This window comes from Phormidium sp. CCY1219 (genome assembly GCF_055795085.1).
In genome coordinates this window covers 1-16,745 of the sequence record NZ_JAYFEQ010000409.1, presented here as the reverse complement: position 1 = coordinate 16,745, position 16,745 = coordinate 1, and the positions used below count along the sequence as shown (strand labels likewise).

At 48.8% G+C, this 16,745-nt stretch carries 14 protein-coding genes and 1 pseudogene; 5 read left to right on the top strand and 10 right to left on the bottom strand.

All coding sequences use genetic code 11. The features are described 5' to 3' along the window. Window positions 1-390: 390 nt before the first annotated feature. Entirely contained in the window at window positions 391-1,134 is a 744-nt protein-coding gene (locus AC0QH1_RS09145) for a HEAT repeat domain-containing protein (RefSeq protein ID WP_324630762.1), read from the top strand. 137 nt (window positions 1,135-1,271) lie between these two features. Next, entirely contained in the window at window positions 1,272-1,712 is a 441-nt protein-coding gene (locus AC0QH1_RS09140; RefSeq protein WP_324630761.1) for a GNAT family N-acetyltransferase, read from the top strand. Window positions 1,713-1,724: 12 nt separating this feature from the next. On the opposite strand, the gene AC0QH1_RS09135 is transcribed toward AC0QH1_RS09140, so the two are convergent. The 3 genes from AC0QH1_RS09135 to AC0QH1_RS09125 form a co-directional block, all read right to left on the bottom strand. Next, the gene (locus AC0QH1_RS09135; RefSeq protein ID WP_324630760.1) at window positions 1,725-2,981 is read right to left on the bottom strand and encodes a hybrid sensor histidine kinase/response regulator; all 1,257 of its coding nucleotides are present in this window, start codon (window positions 2,979-2,981) and stop codon (window positions 1,725-1,727) included. Continuing rightward, window positions 2,978-3,415 carry a response regulator gene (locus AC0QH1_RS09130; protein WP_324630759.1) on the bottom strand — a complete coding sequence of 146 codons (438 nt, stop codon included), beginning with the start codon at window positions 3,413-3,415 and terminating at the stop codon, window positions 2,978-2,980. Before AC0QH1_RS09130 ends, AC0QH1_RS09135 begins: the two co-directional genes overlap by 4 nt. Window positions 3,416-3,571: 156 nt before the next feature. Continuing rightward, window positions 3,572-5,884 carry a PAS domain-containing protein gene (locus tag AC0QH1_RS09125; RefSeq protein WP_324630757.1) on the bottom strand — a complete coding sequence of 771 codons (2,313 nt, stop codon included), beginning with the start codon at window positions 5,882-5,884 and terminating at the stop codon, window positions 3,572-3,574. Window positions 5,885-6,232: 348 nt separating this feature from the next. On the opposite strand from AC0QH1_RS09125, the gene AC0QH1_RS09120 reads away from it, so the two are divergent. Then, on the top strand, window positions 6,233-8,056 hold the full coding sequence (locus AC0QH1_RS09120) for a glycoside hydrolase family 10-like protein (RefSeq protein WP_324630756.1): 1,824 nt from the start codon (window positions 6,233-6,235) through the stop codon (window positions 8,054-8,056). A 177-nt stretch (window positions 8,057-8,233) separates the two neighbouring features. Here the strand turns inward: AC0QH1_RS09120 and AC0QH1_RS09115 are convergent, their stop codons facing one another. From AC0QH1_RS09115 to AC0QH1_RS09085, 7 genes are all read right to left on the bottom strand, one after another. Further along, window positions 8,234-8,992 carry an HIRAN domain-containing protein gene (locus tag AC0QH1_RS09115; RefSeq protein ID WP_324630755.1) on the bottom strand — a complete coding sequence of 253 codons (759 nt, stop codon included), beginning with the start codon at window positions 8,990-8,992 and terminating at the stop codon, window positions 8,234-8,236. Next, on the bottom strand, window positions 8,986-9,900 hold the full coding sequence (locus tag AC0QH1_RS09110) for a HipA domain-containing protein (RefSeq protein WP_324630754.1): 915 nt from the start codon (window positions 9,898-9,900) through the stop codon (window positions 8,986-8,988). The genes AC0QH1_RS09115 and AC0QH1_RS09110 overlap by 7 nt, the downstream gene beginning before the upstream one ends. Window positions 9,901-10,056: 156 nt before the next feature. After that, window positions 10,057-10,305, bottom strand: coding sequence for a WD40 repeat domain-containing protein (locus AC0QH1_RS09105; RefSeq protein ID WP_324630753.1), 249 nt, complete (start codon window positions 10,303-10,305; stop codon window positions 10,057-10,059). Next, a complete protein-coding gene (locus AC0QH1_RS09100) occupies window positions 10,277-10,675 on the bottom strand; it encodes a WD40 repeat domain-containing protein (RefSeq protein ID WP_324630763.1) in 399 nt (132 codons plus the stop codon). Before AC0QH1_RS09100 ends, AC0QH1_RS09105 begins: the two co-directional genes overlap by 29 nt. A gap of 271 nt (window positions 10,676-10,946) precedes the next feature. Next, window positions 10,947-12,050, bottom strand: coding sequence for a hypothetical protein (locus tag AC0QH1_RS09095; RefSeq protein WP_324630752.1), 1,104 nt, complete (start codon window positions 12,048-12,050; stop codon window positions 10,947-10,949). Continuing rightward, window positions 12,051-13,418 (bottom strand): GTPase, encoded by a 1,368-nt coding sequence (locus AC0QH1_RS09090; protein WP_324630751.1) that lies wholly within the window; start codon window positions 13,416-13,418, stop codon window positions 12,051-12,053. A 473-nt stretch (window positions 13,419-13,891) separates the two neighbouring features. Then, entirely contained in the window at window positions 13,892-15,097 is a 1,206-nt protein-coding gene (locus AC0QH1_RS09085; protein WP_324630750.1) for a M48 family peptidase, read from the bottom strand. A gap of 332 nt (window positions 15,098-15,429) precedes the next feature. Here AC0QH1_RS09085 and AC0QH1_RS09080 point away from each other — a divergent pair. Further along, window positions 15,430-15,675 (top strand): annotated as a pseudogene (locus tag AC0QH1_RS09080) (DUF1830 domain-containing protein); the annotation flags it as partial. A 211-nt stretch (window positions 15,676-15,886) separates the two neighbouring features. Continuing rightward, window positions 15,887-16,648 carry an HAD family hydrolase gene (locus AC0QH1_RS09075; RefSeq protein WP_324630749.1) on the top strand — a complete coding sequence of 254 codons (762 nt, stop codon included), beginning with the start codon at window positions 15,887-15,889 and terminating at the stop codon, window positions 16,646-16,648. Window positions 16,649-16,745: the final 97 nt, after the last annotated feature.

Below are 16,745 nucleotides of genomic sequence, written 5' to 3'. Positions count from 1 at the left end.
ATAACCATTGCGCTAATCGGTATGTTTTTTTTCCATAGCTGGAATTGGACTAGGGATAAATAACCATTGCGCTAATCGGTATGTTTTTTTTCCACCGATCGCGTGGTGGTGGTGAAATATAGCAGGTCTGTTGCTTGATGAGATCCGCAGCCGAATAGTCCCAACCTTGAAATGCACCTCCGAGGTAAAAAATTCGTTACCTCACCCATATGAGAACTGCTATAGACAATTTCACCCGAGGGGGAACCGCAACCAAGGGATAAACCCGCCAGACTTTTCGCGGTGAAGGGGACTTCGGAGACAGACGGTACTTGGCCAAACCATGCGGTTGATTCGGATCCCCAAACGGTGCAGGGTATCAATGAATGGGATTTATGGTAAAGTGGCAGTATGTACGATAACGACCTGAGCGAACTCAATACCGACGCCGAACTAGAAAGCCCTCTAGATCGTTGGGAGGAATCAGAACCCTCCAAGCCGGATCCAGAGGAAATGCTGCCGTTGTTGGAGTCTCCCGTACCCCAACAGCGGATGATAGCCGCACGGGCATTTTGCGAAGTCCAGGACGATCGCGCCATCAAGCACCTGATTTTGATGTTAAAAGACCCTTGTCCCTTGGTGCGGGTGAGTGCGGCTTATGCTCTCGGACGCAATACCAGTCCGGATGTGGTCGAACCTTTGATTGAAGTCCTCAACTGCGATTGGAATGGTTACGTCCGCAAAGGAGTAGTCTGGGCGTTAGGAAATTGCCGCGATCGCCGTGCGTTAGCTCCCCTAGTGGATGCCCTGAAAACTGACATTCCCGCGGTGCGCCTGTGGGCCGGCAGTTCTCTCGGTCAGCTCGCCTCAGTAGGATATGATGTAGTCATCGCTGCTGTCGCGCCGCTGATTGTTGGCTTGCGACAAGACCCGGTAGCAGCCGTGCGAAGTAATTGCGCTTGGGCGATTGGGCAATTATGTCGCGAACTCCCGTCAAATGTGGTCTATGCCGGTGCGATCGATTCTTTAATCGAAGCCTTGGAAGAAGATGAAGATATGGGAGTGCGCGAAGATGCCAAATCTTCCCTGTTGCGGGTGGGAGATCCGCGCGGGTTGCAGGCGATCGAAGAATTAGAACTCGACGGCCTATTATAACCTTAAAAACAACTTTCTTTGGGGGGCACTACAAGCGCCAACCCAGAAACCCGGTGCGTTAGCGATAGGATAGCGCACCTTCTATTTTTTGTCAAGCTATTTTTTGCCAAAGGTTTAGATTTCAAGGCACATCCCACATGAACGAGATTGTTGTCACCCGCGTTACCACCCCAGAAGAACGCCGCGCCATCGAACTCATCAGACGCGCGGTTTTTCAAGTGGAACAAGGCATCGATCCGAAAATTGAATTTGATGGGTTGGATGAGTCTGCAGACCATGTTTTAGCCTATTTAAACCAAACCCCTGTGGGAACGGCGCGCATTCGCTATCTAGAGGATACGGTGGCTAAAATCGAACGACTGGCGGTATTGCTCGAAGCGAGACATCGCGGAATCGGCAAAAAATTGATGGAAAAAGCCCTGGAAGTGGCGGCGAAAAAGGGAAAAACCGAAGCCGTGATTCACGCGCAAGAATACGTGAAGCGCTTGCACGAACAGTTAGGGTTTGAAGTAGTAAGCGATCGCTTTTACGAAGCGGGAATTGCCCACATTAAAATGAAAAAATCCTTGCTAGGTTGAGTGGCGTTTTTTTCACCCTTCTGCGGCGGTTTTCTCCGGATTGACGGTGGGCAAAATTACGGTAACGGTAGTTCCTTTCCCTTGGGTACTGCGAAGGAAAATCTCGCCGTTGTGCAGCTCTACGCATTTTTTGACAATGGACAATCCCAGTCCGGTTCCGGGAATATTTCCCACATTGTTGGCCCGTCTGAAAGATTCAAATAAGTAGGGTTTGTCGGATTCTGGAATGCCGATTCCTTCATCTTTAACCTGGAATCTCAAACAATCTCGATCGCAGTTTAGGCGCCATTCTATTCTTCCTCCTTCAGGAGAATATTTTATTGCATTTGACAGCAAATTGACCGCAATTTGTCGCAGCAGGTTGCCATCGAGCCACCCTTCACTATACTCCCCTTCGGCGGTCAAGTTGAGGCTGTATTTATCGCCGACGGTGACTTGCTGTTCTTCTAGGATTTCCTGGAAAAATTCCCGCACTTGAATCGGCGATCGCTGGATTTCGAGGTTCTCCAATTGTGCTTGATTGACAAACAGCACTTCCTCTACTAACTCCGTCATGCGTTCCACCGCTCTTAAAATGTTTTGAAAATGCCGCTCTTGCTTGGAATTGTCCCATTTATGCGAATAAATTTGCAACAATTCTGTAGAGGAGGCAATGGTAGTCAGGGGGGTGCGATATTCGTGGGAAATCGTGGTAATAATGCGCGATTTTAGCTCGCTGAGTTCTTTCTCTTGCGCCAGGGATTCCCGCAGTTGAGCTTCCACGATTCGCAGTTTGTCGTTAGCTTCTTCCAGGGCTTTGGTGCGCTGTTTTACCCGATTTTCTAGGGCTTGATTGGCTTGTTCTAACTCGTCTTCTTTCTTTTCGAGCAGGTGTAAAATTTTTTCGCGCTCGATTGCATAGCGAATCGAACGCCCTAATAAATTGCCATCAAATTGCCCTTTGACTAAATAATCTTGCGCCCCGTTTTGTACCGCTTGAATGGCAACGGTTTGGTCTTCTAAGCCACTGAGAATTACAATTGGGGTTTGGGGCGATCGCGGGTAAAGTTGCGAAAGAGTTTGCAAACCGTAACTATCTGGAAGGGACAAGTCCAGCAGCACCACATCGAAGGTTTCCTCGGACAACTGCGCGATCGCCCCTTGCAAGCGCTGAACGCGAGTCACCTCGCACTGGAGTTCCTCTACCACCTCCAATAACTCGCACAGGAAATCTGCATCTCCTAAATCATCTTCTACCAATAAAATCTTCAGTCTATCGCCGTTTATCATATGCGTGGTGGTAATTTGACTATGGTAAACCAAAAACTTTCTATCGAGCGAACAATTGTGATGAAATCTTTTAATCTAATGGGTTTTTTCACATAACAATTCGCTCCCAAATCATAAGACCTTGCAATATCTTCTTCCGCATCTGAATTGCTCATAATCACCACCGGAATGGATTTGAGATTCGGATCGGTTTTAAGATCGGCTAGCACCTCTTGACCGTTTTTGCGCGGCAGGTTAAGATCCAGTAAAATCAAGTCCGGACGGATGGCATTGGCATACTTCGGTTCTTGATTCAGGTAGGCGATCGCTTCCACCCCATCTCGCACCACATTTATATTCACCTGCAATTGGGATTCCACGAAGCTTTCCTCAATCAGGTCAATATCGCCTAAATCGTCCTCAACTAACAAAATTTCCACGTTTTGACTGTTCATACCCCGGAGTCCACTTGTTTGTTTGCAGGAATCTTCCCCCTTTGCAACCCCCTAGCACCACTGCAATCCAAATCCCACCGTTTGAAGGTAGCATATTCCCGGATATTTGGCGGATTTGTGCGGTCGTTCCTCATAATTTTTTTTTATGGTGACAAATTACCCGAAGCGATCGGGAAGGGTAAAATAAAACGTCGTCCCTTCTCCCGGCGTAGACTTCATCCAAATTCGTCCTCCGTGGCGTTCCACAATTTTTTTGCACACCGCTAGACCAATTCCCGTCCCGGGATATTCTTCCCGAGTATGGAGGCGCTGAAAGATGGCGAAAATGCGCTCTGCATATTGCGCTTCGATGCCAATCCCATTATCGCAAACCGAAACGATCCAAACTTCTCCCTCAAGTTTAGCGTTAATTTCAATCCGAGGCGATTCGCGGCGACGAAATTTAATCCCATTGGCAATTAAGTTTTGAAAGAGTTGCCGGATTTGCACCGGATTCACCGCCACCCTGGGCAACTTTTCGACAACGATCGCCGCATTTTCAGCAGCGATCGCCTCGCTTAAATCCATCAGGGTGCGATCGAGTAACTCTCCCAAATCAGTCATTTCTAACACTAATTCATGGCGACCCACCCGCGAATATGTTAGCAAATCTTGAATCAGTTGTTGCATTCTGTCCACCCCATCGGTAATATAGCCGATGTATTTGTCCGCTTTCCCATCCAGTTTCCCCCGATAGCGTTCCGCAAGTAATTCAGTGAAACTATTAATTTTTCGCAGGGGTTCTCGCAAGTCGTGGGAGGCAATATAGGCAAATTGCTCCAGTTCTTGATTCGATCGCGCCAAGTCGGCATTCAGTTGCTTGAGTTGCCGTTCCGCTTCCTTGCGTTCGGTGATTTCTGTGACGATAACCCCCACAGCAGTGACCTTCTGATTCTCCCCAAAAATGGGAAAATAAGACACCAACCAATCCCGTTGAATACCCGGTTGACTCGGTACTTCCCCGGTGACTTCTGTATTTAAAATCGGTTGACCACTATCCAGTACCGCTTGCAGCATCGGTAAGATGCAAGGGGCGAGCTTCGGTATTGCTTCTTCGATAGTTTTTCCCAGATGCGCTTCTACGCTTAACCCATTAATTTCGGCTAAATTTGAATTGATTTGCAAGTAGCGAAGACGACGATCGTGGATGCACAGACCCACATTAACCGTGGACGCAGCATGAAAGAATGCAGTGAGGATTTTTTCTCGCGCTGTCAGTTCTTTTTCTAGGGTTTTGCGTTCGGTAATATCTGTGGAAATGCCGCAAATCGCATAGGGTCGATCGCTTTCGTCGCCTAGAGGAGATTTTATCGAAATATAGGTATGTAATCCGTCTACTTGCGGGACTTCTTCTTCAAACTGTAACGTTTTTACCCACTCCAGCACTTTGCGGTCATTTTGCCACAAAATTTCCGCAATTTCTTCGGGAAAAATATCGCGATCGGTTTTGCCGATGATATCGCTTTCGTTAATCCCAAATAACGTTTCGTAATGCCGATTAATCAGCAAGTAACGCCCTCGATAATCTTTTATGTAAATCACCACCGCACTGGAATTGTCTAACACTGCCCGCAGCAATTGTTGATTCTTTCGCAAGGCTTTTTCCACCGCTTTGCGTTGGGCGATTTCTTGCTGCAGTCGATGGTTATAATCTTGCAGTTGAGCAGTTCGCGCCGCCACTCGCTGTTCTAACGCTTCGTTGAGGTTTTCTCGCGCTTTTGTCGGAAGTTTTACCTCCGCACAATCCCTCATTGCATTTCCCGCTTCGCAAGTTGGGAGTAGGAACGGATTTTCTAAAATTTCTCCCCTCGGTTCTAAGGGGGCTACGGTGACGTTTTCTTCCCCCTGGGTTTTCTCCCATTGTTCCCACAATTGCGCCTGTTGAATGGCTATTCCTAACTGTAAGGCAATCTGCTGTAACAATACCTTCTGTGAATTATCCCAGCTTCGCGGTTCTTCCACTTGATGCACCATCAAAAATCCCCAAAGATGGCGGGGGGAAACGGGAAAATAAGAATTGCCAGGGGAGGAATTTTCTGGGATTAATAAAGGCACCCAGAGATGGGCGCGAACCGGGAACGGGGCGAGAAATTCTCGGTCATGGGGATCGACAGTGGGACTGTGGATATCCGCGATCGCCCTAACGCGAAAATCACCCTCGAGGATTTTTGTCTCGCAACCGCGACAATGCAGGGTTTTTCCCCGCAGAGACTCCCGGTAAGGGGCAACCGACTCTACCACCACACTCCTCCTCCCATCGCCCATGCAGCGATAAATCAGCACTCGGTCTGTTTGCAGGAGTTGGCGGATTTCTGTTACCGCTAGATGCAGAATTTCCGCTAAATTTCGCGATCGGCTTATAATCAGCGAGAGTCTGCTGGTTTGGGCGATAATTTGTTCTAGAGAAATGACGGGAGTTGGGAAATTCATAATCGGCTAACCGGGGTTAAGGTGGGCAATATTTGGCGGATGGTATGGCTTTTCAGTTGTATTGTAGAGTCAAACCTCTTTGGCGTGCAAATGCCAACCCTCATTTTGAACAAAACCCCGTCCAATGTCTCGGTTTTCTTTGCCTCTGGAATCCTCCGGGGGCAGGGGCGCGACCTAACCAGGGTATGGGGCTACCCGCCAATTTGTTATCATCAGTTTGGGGAAAAGTTTGCAGGTTATTCTATCATAATTGGCAAGGGGTTAATAGAGGAATGAAAAATCTGTTTTTTGCCGAGGGTCTCAATCCCAAATCGGCGCATTGTCTGGAATGTTGGCATGAGAAAACGAATGGTTTTAGATAGGTTTGACGTAAGTCCGTGGAAAATGGCTCGGGTGGTGGCGATCGCCTTCACCCTGACCCATTGTGTTAGCTTAAGCGCCCGCGCCCAAGGTTCTTTTAGCGATGTGCGAGGACATTGGGCGCAAACTTGCATCCAGGAATTGAAAACCCGGGGAATTTTTAACGGCTATCCCGATGGCACCTTTCGTCCCAACTTGCCGGTGACGAGGGCCGAATTTGCCACCGCGATCGATACTGCATTTGCCGATATCACCCCGGTGCGCGAGGCGCGGGAATTTGTCGATGTCCCCGCCAGGGATTGGGCACACCCTGCGATTCGCGCCGCCTATCGCACCGGCTTTCTCTCCGGATATCCCGGAGGGCGGTTTAATCCGAGGCAAAAAATTACCCGGGTGCAAGCATTGGTGGGTTTAGCCAGTGGATTGCAGTATTCGCCCAGGGGGAATAGCGAGAGCATTTTAACGGAAGTATTTGACGATGCCGAGCAAATTCCCGGTTATGCCCGCTTGGGGGTCGCCGCCGCCACGCAACGCCGTCTGGCGGTGAATTACCCCAACCCGCGCCAACTAAACGGCGATCGCTTCGCCACCCGCGCCGAAATCGCCGCCTTCCTCTGTCAAGCGCTGATGGGCTACCAGTCTCCCCTCTCTTCCGAGTATATCGCTCGCGCTCCGATTCCCATCCCCACTTCGGAAATTCGCGGCGTGTGGTTGACCAATATCGACAGCGATGTGCTATTCACTCGCCGCAATCTCTCTCGGGCGATGGAACGGTTAGCCGAGTTGAATTTTAACACCGTGTATCCCACCGTGTGGAACTGGGGATATACCCTATATCCGAGCGAAGTGGCAGAACGCGCCACCGGGCGATCGGTGCGACTCGTCACCCCCATCGACGAAGACCTCGACCCGGATTACGGCACGCGATCGCGCGATATGCTGCAAGAGGCGATCGAACAAGCCCGCGATCGGGGATTGCGCGTCATTCCCTGGTTTGAATTTGGCTTCATGGCACCGGCAGATTCCCCCCTCGCCAAACGTCACCCTCACTGGATTACCAACCGCCGCGACGGCACCCAAGTGAAAATGGAAGGTATCCATCCCCGCGTCTGGCTCAATCCCTTTCACCCCGAAGTGCAGCAATTTATCCTCGATTTAGTCCTCGAAATTGTCACCAACTACGATATCGATGGCATTCAATTCGACGACCATTTAGGCTTACCTTCCGAATACGGCTACGATGATTATACCGTAGAATTGTACAAACAAGAACACAACGGCAACCCGCCACCTAATGACCCGAAAGACCCGGAATGGCTGCGCTGGCGAGCTAATAAAATTACCGAATTCAAAGCTCGCTTGTTTCGCGCTATTAAAGACCGCAACTCAGAGGCGATCGTCGCCTTATCCCCCAATCCGCAAAAGTTTTCTTACGAAGAATTTCTCGCCGACTGGGAAACCTGGGAACGACGCGGTTTGGTAGAAGAAATCGTCCTCCAAGTCTATCGCGACGATATGGATCGGTTTATCGACGAATTGCAGCAACCGGAAGTGCAAGCAGCGCGGGAAAATATCCCGGTAGGCGTGGGCATTTTAACCGGGTTAAAGGGTCGTCCCATGCCGTTAGATATGATTCGCGAAAAAGTGGATTTGGTTCGCAATATGGGATTTGCTGGCGTGTCTTTCTTTTTCTACGAAAGTATGTGGAAATGGGCCGATGAAACTCCGGAAGAACGGGAGGCGGGTTTCGCGGAAATTTTCCCCACTCCCGCTACCCGACCCAGCGTTATTGATAATTGGGAAGGGGATTAGACGCGGTGGATTACCACAAATGCGGACGATTCAAATCCCGCATTTGTGGCAAGTGAGGTCGGAAAAAGCACTACCTGTCAGGTGGGCAACAAGTTGCCCACCCTACCCGTGAGGGAGGGGCGATCGCTTCTGGTTGTGCTGGGAGAAGCATTTCAATCGGCGCGCCCGGATAGGATATTATGTCAGTTGAGGGGCGATCGCTTCTGGCAAAGGTTGATACATCGGGCTGGAAAACGGCTCAAACTCGTTCCAATCCACTGTCAAGTGACAGAGCAACCGCATTTGCAGGGGGGCGGGTGGCGGATTTACGCGCTCTACGGTGACTGTCACCGCTTGGGGAGTTTGGCGCAGCAGGTTAAAGATCTCATCTAAGAGATATCTGGGACAATATCCTACAAGGTGGAAATCCTCTGTCCGCAACATCAAGGCGAGGCGATCGTATTCATTGTGGGCGTCGTGCATCATCAGCAAGCGCTCTCCCACTTGAAGCTGCAAGATGCGATGGTTGGTTGCTGAGGGCATATAGCGTAACCCATGCGCGCAAAAGTAGAGGTGGTAGCGTCCGCGATCGTCGGCTTCTGGATAGGGAAACAGGGCAAAATTATCGGTTAGCTTGGTGCCGCCACTGCGAGAAAGCATTGCCATCGGATGGTCTGAGCCTTCGGGAAGATTTAACCACCGAATATAATCCGGATAATCCGGACGCGATCGCCTTAAAACCCGATTGCTGAAAAAGGGAAACAATTCGGGTGATTCGTAGACTTTTTCTAAGTTAGGAAAAGACCACAATCCCGGAAAATTGGCTCGGTTGCAGGCTTCTTTTACCCCGCGAATATAAGTAAATTGGTAGCGATTGTCTGAGTAGGTTAATTGCGCGATCGCAAACCACGCGCGACTCACTGGATCTTGCCAAGCAACAAATAGTTTTTTCAACATAAATCCTCCTTCAGTGCAAGGAGCCTCCTTTGGTTGATTTCTAGGATTTGCTGAGCGAACTCAATCCCTATGCTTGAGATTCTATTCTGTGGAATTCGGTGGAACCACATTAGGGTATCGCGACTTGACACCATCGAGAGGCGATCGAGCCACACTAAAGCGGCGTTTGGATAGGTTTGCGCCGCTTCACGAAAAGCCTCAAAGGTTTTCATGGCTTTTCTATCCCCTGGATGAGCATACAGTGCAGATCTGCATTTTTCTACATAGGCAGAAACAGAGCGCTTCGTTAGTCTGTCCTGACGTTTTAAGTCAAGCAATTCGCGACCCAGACTGGAGGCGTGGTCGTAGGTGGGAGCAAGATATTTGATTGAGGGGTCTCTCGGTTGACTGATAAATCCCCAATTTTCGTGGTGGCGATCGCTATTCCCGATCCAAGCATCTAATAGCAAATATCCCACAAATGTCTCCACTGCTTTATCGATACCTGCTGGTGGTATCCAATCTGGGGGAATATTCACCATTGTAAGACTAATCGCCCTTAGTACCACATCAATCGTATGTTGCGATACTTGTGCATATTGGAACTGGGGATAGCCCGTCATCATCCCTGCTAGAATCTCATTGCCCAAAATGAGCATTCCATCTTTGGGGAGAAACGAAGGAGAAACCGTGCCGCGATTACCTCTCCAGGTTGCTAACTCAATTCTAGCATAAGGCAATCCGATAATTTCACACAATTGAGCTGCAATTTTTTCTGCCCAATCTTCTCCAGTATTGGGACGAGACTGTTTATAGAGACAGGTTCCCCACTCTGGGTCTTCAAACCAAAACTTAAATTTAGTGCCCAGTTGTTCGGGGGCTTGAGTGGCATCTGCTGGAACTTCAATCACGGGAAATGAGTTAGACATTGGCGAAATCGTAAAAATTTTTTTCGATAGTGCTGCGGCGTGGAATCGGCAGGTTTAATGACCGTTGGTTAAACCGCGCCAGCATCCACTACCGTCTTTCTCAAAAATTGCGATCGCATCAATAATTTGCACCGCCCGGAGTCGGGGAGACCAATTTCACCCGGTCGATCGCCAAATTTTAATGGTATTATCAAAACCGGCACTGGCAAGCGCCTTGGCATCGGGACTGAAGGTAACGGAACGCACCCAGGATTCATGCCCGGATAAAGTACAAAGCAGTTTGCTTTCAATCGGATGCCAAAGTTTCACCTCGCGATGGCAAGTGCCAGAGGCTAAGGTGTTTCCGTCGGGACTAAAGGCGATCGCACAATAAAAATCAATGGAATTGTCTTGCAAAATTTGCATGCAATTGTTCCCCGGTGGCAACGTTCCACAGGCGAATTGTGGTGTCCTCACTGCTACTGGCAAGCTGTTTCCCATCGGGACTAAATGCAATACAGGTTACGGTTCTTAAATGTCCGGCAAGGGTGCGAATTAACCTCTGAGTTTTCAAGTCCCACAGTTTAATTTTCGCATCGGCACTTCCACTAGCTAACATGCGATAATTAGAGGCGATCGCGACGGAAAGAACCCATCCGAAATGTCCGACAATCCTGCGAAGTTCTTTGCCCATTTTCGGGTTCCATAATTTAATCGCGTTATCTTCAGCACAACTGACCCAAATTCTCCCCTCGGGATTAAATGCCAGGGAACGAATCACGCCGGAATGACTGATTAGGGTACGAGGTTATTGTTGGGTTTTCCAGTTCCAAAGCGCGATGGTTTTATCCGCACTGGCACTGGCAAGAATCGTTTTACGCCTCCGCCGTTGCCGTAGCTTTCTCGATATCAACCGACTTCGCGTTTTTTTGTCAAATTGTTCCGAAGGTTATGAAGTGATTTGCCACCTACATACCCGGAAATGATAGAGGTTTTTTGTCATCGGCTTTTGCTCCATTTTTTTAAAAGTCATTGGGTAATTTTAATCTCTTCTTGTAAAACAAGTTTTAGGTTGGGGGGAGCTTGTTCAATTTCACTCCCGGTCGGATAAAAATATTGATGTGCTGTCCCAAATTGCGTTCGACTTTCGCAATGGTTTGTTGGATGGCTGCATCGGCAAGCGGCTCGTATTTCTCCAAGCAAAAATCAATAATTCGTTTAGCATACGCCTTATTGAGGTTGGTTTTAAAGCAGTACAACTGGCTTTTCGATGATTCTAAACAGCGCGCAAAACCTTCTATTCCCTCTTGTGATTGTACAAAGTAAAGGCTAATTTTTTTAGCAACATCAGCAAATGATTCACTAAAATACTTGTCTGTTTTTTTCAATGTTTTTTGTTTTTCAAATCCTAGGTTTTCTGAAAAAGACTCTATAATTTTTTGTACCGCCTTACACTTTTCCTCTTTGGATTGACAAATCTGTGGAATCACACCCATTGTCACACCCGCAGCAGTTAATACACCCCCTACGGTAGAAGCAACCCCTAGGCCGATTGTATCGGATATGGCCACTATAGTATCTGACATTTTCAAGAATTTTTGGCCGATAAACTGTTCACCCATTTGCTGAATAATGCGAAAACTCGTGCTGTTTGATTGGGGGACTAATTCCAATTCATTACGCACCGCTTCGAGCGCTTCGCTAACTTCTTTATTAAATTGCCCTCCGGCTTCTTTGTAGGCGGTTTTCAGTCGGGACTCGAATCGGATGCGGTTGAGTTTTTGCTCCCATCCCCGCTTCATAGCAACTTCATTAGAGTTCCAATTTTCTTTGGCAAAAGAAGGAATGGCATTCACGGCGTCTTGAAAAATTGCCTCAATCTTTACCCGTAAAGATTCCTTAACCTCCTGGGCGGTTTTTTCAATTCGTTGTTGGAGTTCTTGATGCTTGCGCTTTAGGGTTTTGCTCAACTGTTGATAGTCAGTGGTTTGGTCGATCGCCCATTGGTAAGCGGGTTCGATCGCCCCCACTGTGGAACCAAGCATGGTTTGCGATCGCCGCAGCGCTCCATGCTCAACTAATGACTCGCGGATTGAGTCGAGACAATCTTGCATCCGGCTAGCTTGAAAAAGCTTGGTTTTCTGCTTGGCGTGTTGCGGTTCTCGAGCCATCTAAGCCGCACGCAGCATCACCGGCACAATCTCAAAGGAGTTGTTGCCATAATGCGCTTTTGCATAGCAACGAATGCGCTCGATATCTCTGCTCAGACTACTATTGTATTCTTGGGAAAACGGTTTATCCGGGTTCTTTAAGAAAGACTGTAGCCGTCGAGAGTCGCGCAGGTTATATTTGACATTGAGTAAAATAATCAGCGGCTTGTCTTTTTCCTTCAGCAGCCGCAAAAACTTAAATTCGCTTTCTTTAATGCTACCAGTAGTGACGGTGTAACAGATGATATCTGCTTCTTCAATCACACTTTTTGCAATTTCTTCATCACTTTTGTTTGCCACCGGGCGCGCCGATGGCGTTTCAATTATGCGAATATTTTTCCACTCGTACACGCGATTCAGTGGGGTGCTGTGCTGTTTTCTGCCCCCGATCGCATCCCAACTTTCCCCGGTAATGATGGCTTGCAGAGTGGTTTTTCCCACCTGCGGTTTTCCCATAAAAGCAATGGTAAAATAATTGAGGGCGCGTTGTTTGGCTTCCAGTGATGCGCGCAATCTATGGACTTGTTTAAGAATTTCAGCCCTCAATTCTTGTTGGATCTGCTCCAGTTGTTGGGCGGCTTCTTGCTCTGTGCTTCCCTGACAGTTACTGCCAGTTTTGTTCTGTATTTCTCGGACAACCCCTTGCAGATTATCTGCTAAATCTAGAAGCGTCCCGGTGGTTTGCTGAAGTGCTTTTTTGGCCAATGGGAAATCTTCTTGAGAAATCGCCGCACAGCGAGCCATCGCCCGCTCGTACTCTGGCCCGGATAACAGGATTTCGCGTCGCAGATGTTCCACTTTGCGCCCTACATTGTCCGGAGCGATTTGTCCTAGCTTATCCACCAGCGATCGCGATATTAGAGAATCCGCTCCCGCAAGCAAGCGCGCACCGAACGATAATTTGTCTTTTTCCCCCTCTTTGATGTCGGATTGATTCAGAAGATGAATGTCTTCCGCTTGTTCGAGCAGTTTTTTCATTTCCCCGTCGGGCCAATTCCAGATTTGCGCCACCTGCTTTGCCATCTGGCGCTCGCTCGGGGAACAGGATCCATCGACGCAGGCAACCGCCAACATTTGCTGCATCGCCTCATATTGCAAATCGCGAGTCACCCTGTGAGCCACCAGTTCCACGCTCATCTGCCCTTGGTCTTGGGTCAATATTTTCTCCATTTCGGCGAGGGTGCCTTTTCCCACCCGGATCTGCGCGGCAAGTTCCTCTAACATTTGCTCTTCTTTCTTATGGAGCTGACCGTCCCCACAAACCATGTGCGCGAGCAGTAAGAATCGGTAGTCTAGGGATTGCTTGGCGGTTCTACTGGAATCAGACATCTCGTTCTCCGATAAGCGGTAGATATAGGAGTGGCCTAGGGCAGATATGACATTTCGCGATTCTCTTATTATCTAGCAACTCGGTGGAACCGGGGCAATTTTTGTACAAAAAGTTACATAAACCGGGAACCCGCTTGTGATGTCAGGTGGGGCAACCGCAGGCGCATGGTTCCCTCGGAAGGCGATCGCCTGCACTTTTTTGGTCACATGTAGCAAGCGCTACATTTTCTCTTGCATGTCCGAGGAGGGCAATGGTCTACTACCCATTTCCGAAAATCTCGATGCAGATGCACCGAATGTAAGTCAGAACATGACAGTGCTTTGTTTGTACATTTGGCGTTTCATCTCCGATGGGGACAAGGGAGTGCGATCTCATGACTGATATCGTGGTCGGTGGCATCAATGTCAAAAAATGCGTCCGAGTCAAGCTCGCGAAAGCTTGCCTCGGCGGTCTTTCAATCGCCCGGGTTTTGCTACTGGGACGCTAAGAGGGTTAGCCATTTATCGGCTTCGCGATACTGTTTGAAGCGTTGCTCTTCCCGGCGAAATTCTGGGGTATGCACGGTTAAGCGTCCGTTTACCCATTTTTCGCTATGTTTTTTGTGTAGCAGTTCGTGATATAAAACGAATTCTACTACAAATTGTGGCACGCGATCGCTGTCTAAACTAATGCTCATCACGATGCGATCGCGCCACCGCTCGTAATGGGCAAATTTGCGTGCGGTAAAGGCGCGATTCCAGGTTAGGCGAGGTTTTTCCATTTGCCCGTCAAAATATTCTCGATTGACTTTCTCGAATAGGGTTTCTAAATCGTAGCACTTGCCTTTCGCCGTTTCAGCCTCGGTATCCACTATCCAATCTAATTCCAGAATGGTATCTCGATATTGTTCGCACAATATGTATTGCCGAATGGTTTGGCTCAGTTCGGGGGTTTTTTCCCACAATCCGGCGGTGACTAATGCCCTTAATACTTCATCTTCGGCACTCACAAACCCTTCGTTAATATGAAGCGTTGCGGCAGAATCGGTGAGGCGACCTTTATATAAATGCGCCATGTGAATGAAATGGACGGCGATGGTTTCGCATGAATGGGCGCACAGACCCCATAACATTTTTTCGGCCATTTGTTGGCTGCGCCGAGTGGCCCTCAGATGCCGTTGTAAATTGCTCTCATCGGTTAAAAATTTCATCCAAGCGTAGATGTGGCGGGAAGGTTTTGACAAAGCGGCTGGGGTGGCATTTTGGTTGGCGCAGATTTGCTCGATCGCGGTGAGGGTTTCTTCTATGCGATCGAGTAAATTCTGGGTTTCGGATTGGCTGGGGTGGGGATTTTGGGCGAGTTTCGCGATCGCGCCTAACAACTGTTGTTGCTGATTGCGAATATTTTTCATCCGGATCGGCTTCCAGGGGGCAATCGGGGCCGTTTCCTCCACTACGGGCAAGTTGTGCAAGTCGATTTGGGTGAGAAACTGATAGGCTTTGCGCGAGGGCGTGGGCAGATGCGTCGGTCCAATATTCTCCTCGGCACAAATGCACTGAATTTGAGCAATCGTACCTGCAACAAATTCCTGAAAATCTCTTACTTCGTCTTTCGGTATCCCCGCCTGCAACCGATTTCTGGTGATTTCAGCGGCTTTGACAATTCCCCGAATCCGAATCACGCCTTTGCCTCCTGCCATTATCGGTGTCGATCCATAGCCATGAGCGTATCAGTAAAGTTACCTCTTCGGCAAATTATGGCACCCATCACCAGGGTAGAGGGCGATGAAAGTGGGGAAAGCTACCTCAATTGCTAATTCTCAATTCTCAATTCTCAATTCTCAATTCTCAATTCTCAATTCTCAATTCCTCCCCCGAGGAAAACTGAAGTGGGCGCTGTGAAGCAAAAAATTAAGAATCTTAACATAATCTTAAGAAGATTCCCAGAAAATGTAACAAAAGGTTAATATTTAAGAGACGTTGAAATTAGGGGCAGCAAGGCGCTGCGTTCTTTTACAAGAGGCTCTGAATGATGGCTTATCTCGAAACTCCCGTAACAGCTACAGATTGCTCCAGCAAACTCCTTTGTTGCTACGTGAATACCACGAACAAGATCCAGATTGTCCGCATCGCGAATATTGCCAATTGGTATTTTGAACGGGTGGTCTTCCCGGGTCAACGTCTGCTGTTTCACACGGATCCCGAGGCAGTGCTGGAAGTGCATACGGGGGGGGTATCTGGTGCGATTCTCGCGGATACGATTCCGTGCGATCGCCTGGTTTGTGCTTAGGGGAAACGGCGTGTAGTGGTTGCACAACACCGTTTTTGGCTTTGGCGACCGCTAGTTGCTGGTTAAGCACTCAGGGTGTCATCAGATCGCGCTGCTGCTAAAATGAGTTCGCTCTCAGACCACAGATAACGCTCATTAACACGGAGAAATCTGTGAAAATGGGTGTTATCTGTGGTTCATTATTAGAAGAGGCTCGACCGTGACCGAACTTCGCGCTCTGATTTTTGATGTGGATGGCACCCTTGCCGAAACCGAACGGGATGCTCATCGTCCCGCGTTTAATCGCGCTTTTGCCGATGCGGGTCTAGATTGGAATTGGTCGGTAGAGTTCTACGGCAAATTGCTCGAAGTTGCCGGAGGCAAAGAACGCATCCGCCATTATATAGAAAAGTATCAGTCTAATTTTCCTTTGCCAGGGGATTTAGATGGGTTTGTTGCCGAGTTACACGCTGGGAAAACGCGACATTTTCGGCAGTTGGTCGGCGATCGCATTGAGCCAAGAAAGGGGGTGAGGCGGTTGCTACAGGAAGCGAGAGAGGAAGGAATGCGTCTGGCGATCGCGACGACTTCCGCCCAGAAAAACGTAGAAGCATTGTTAAAAAGAGCGATCGCGCCGGAGAGTCTTTCCTGGTTTGACGCGATCGGGGCCGGGGATATGGTAGCCGAGAAAAAACCCGCACCAGATATCTATCACTACGTCTTAGAAAAGTTGAATTTACAGCCAGAAGAATGCCTTGCGATCGAAGATTCCCACCAAGGTTTATTGGCAGCACGCAGCGCCGATCTAACCACCATTATTACACTCAATGACTACACTCGTAACCAGGATTTTTCCGGTGCCGCACTGGTTCTCGATAGTCTTGGCGAACCCGATGCCCCCTTTACCGTCCTCGCCGGAAATGCCGATGACGCCACCTATTTCGATTTAGCCTTGGCAAGGCAATTACACCGTGGGGTATAAATCCTTCTCCCCTACCCTTCTGGTAAATTAACCCCATGTACGACAACATCTGCAAATTCCTCGCCGAACAGTTTAGCCGCGATTTTGCCAGTTGGTT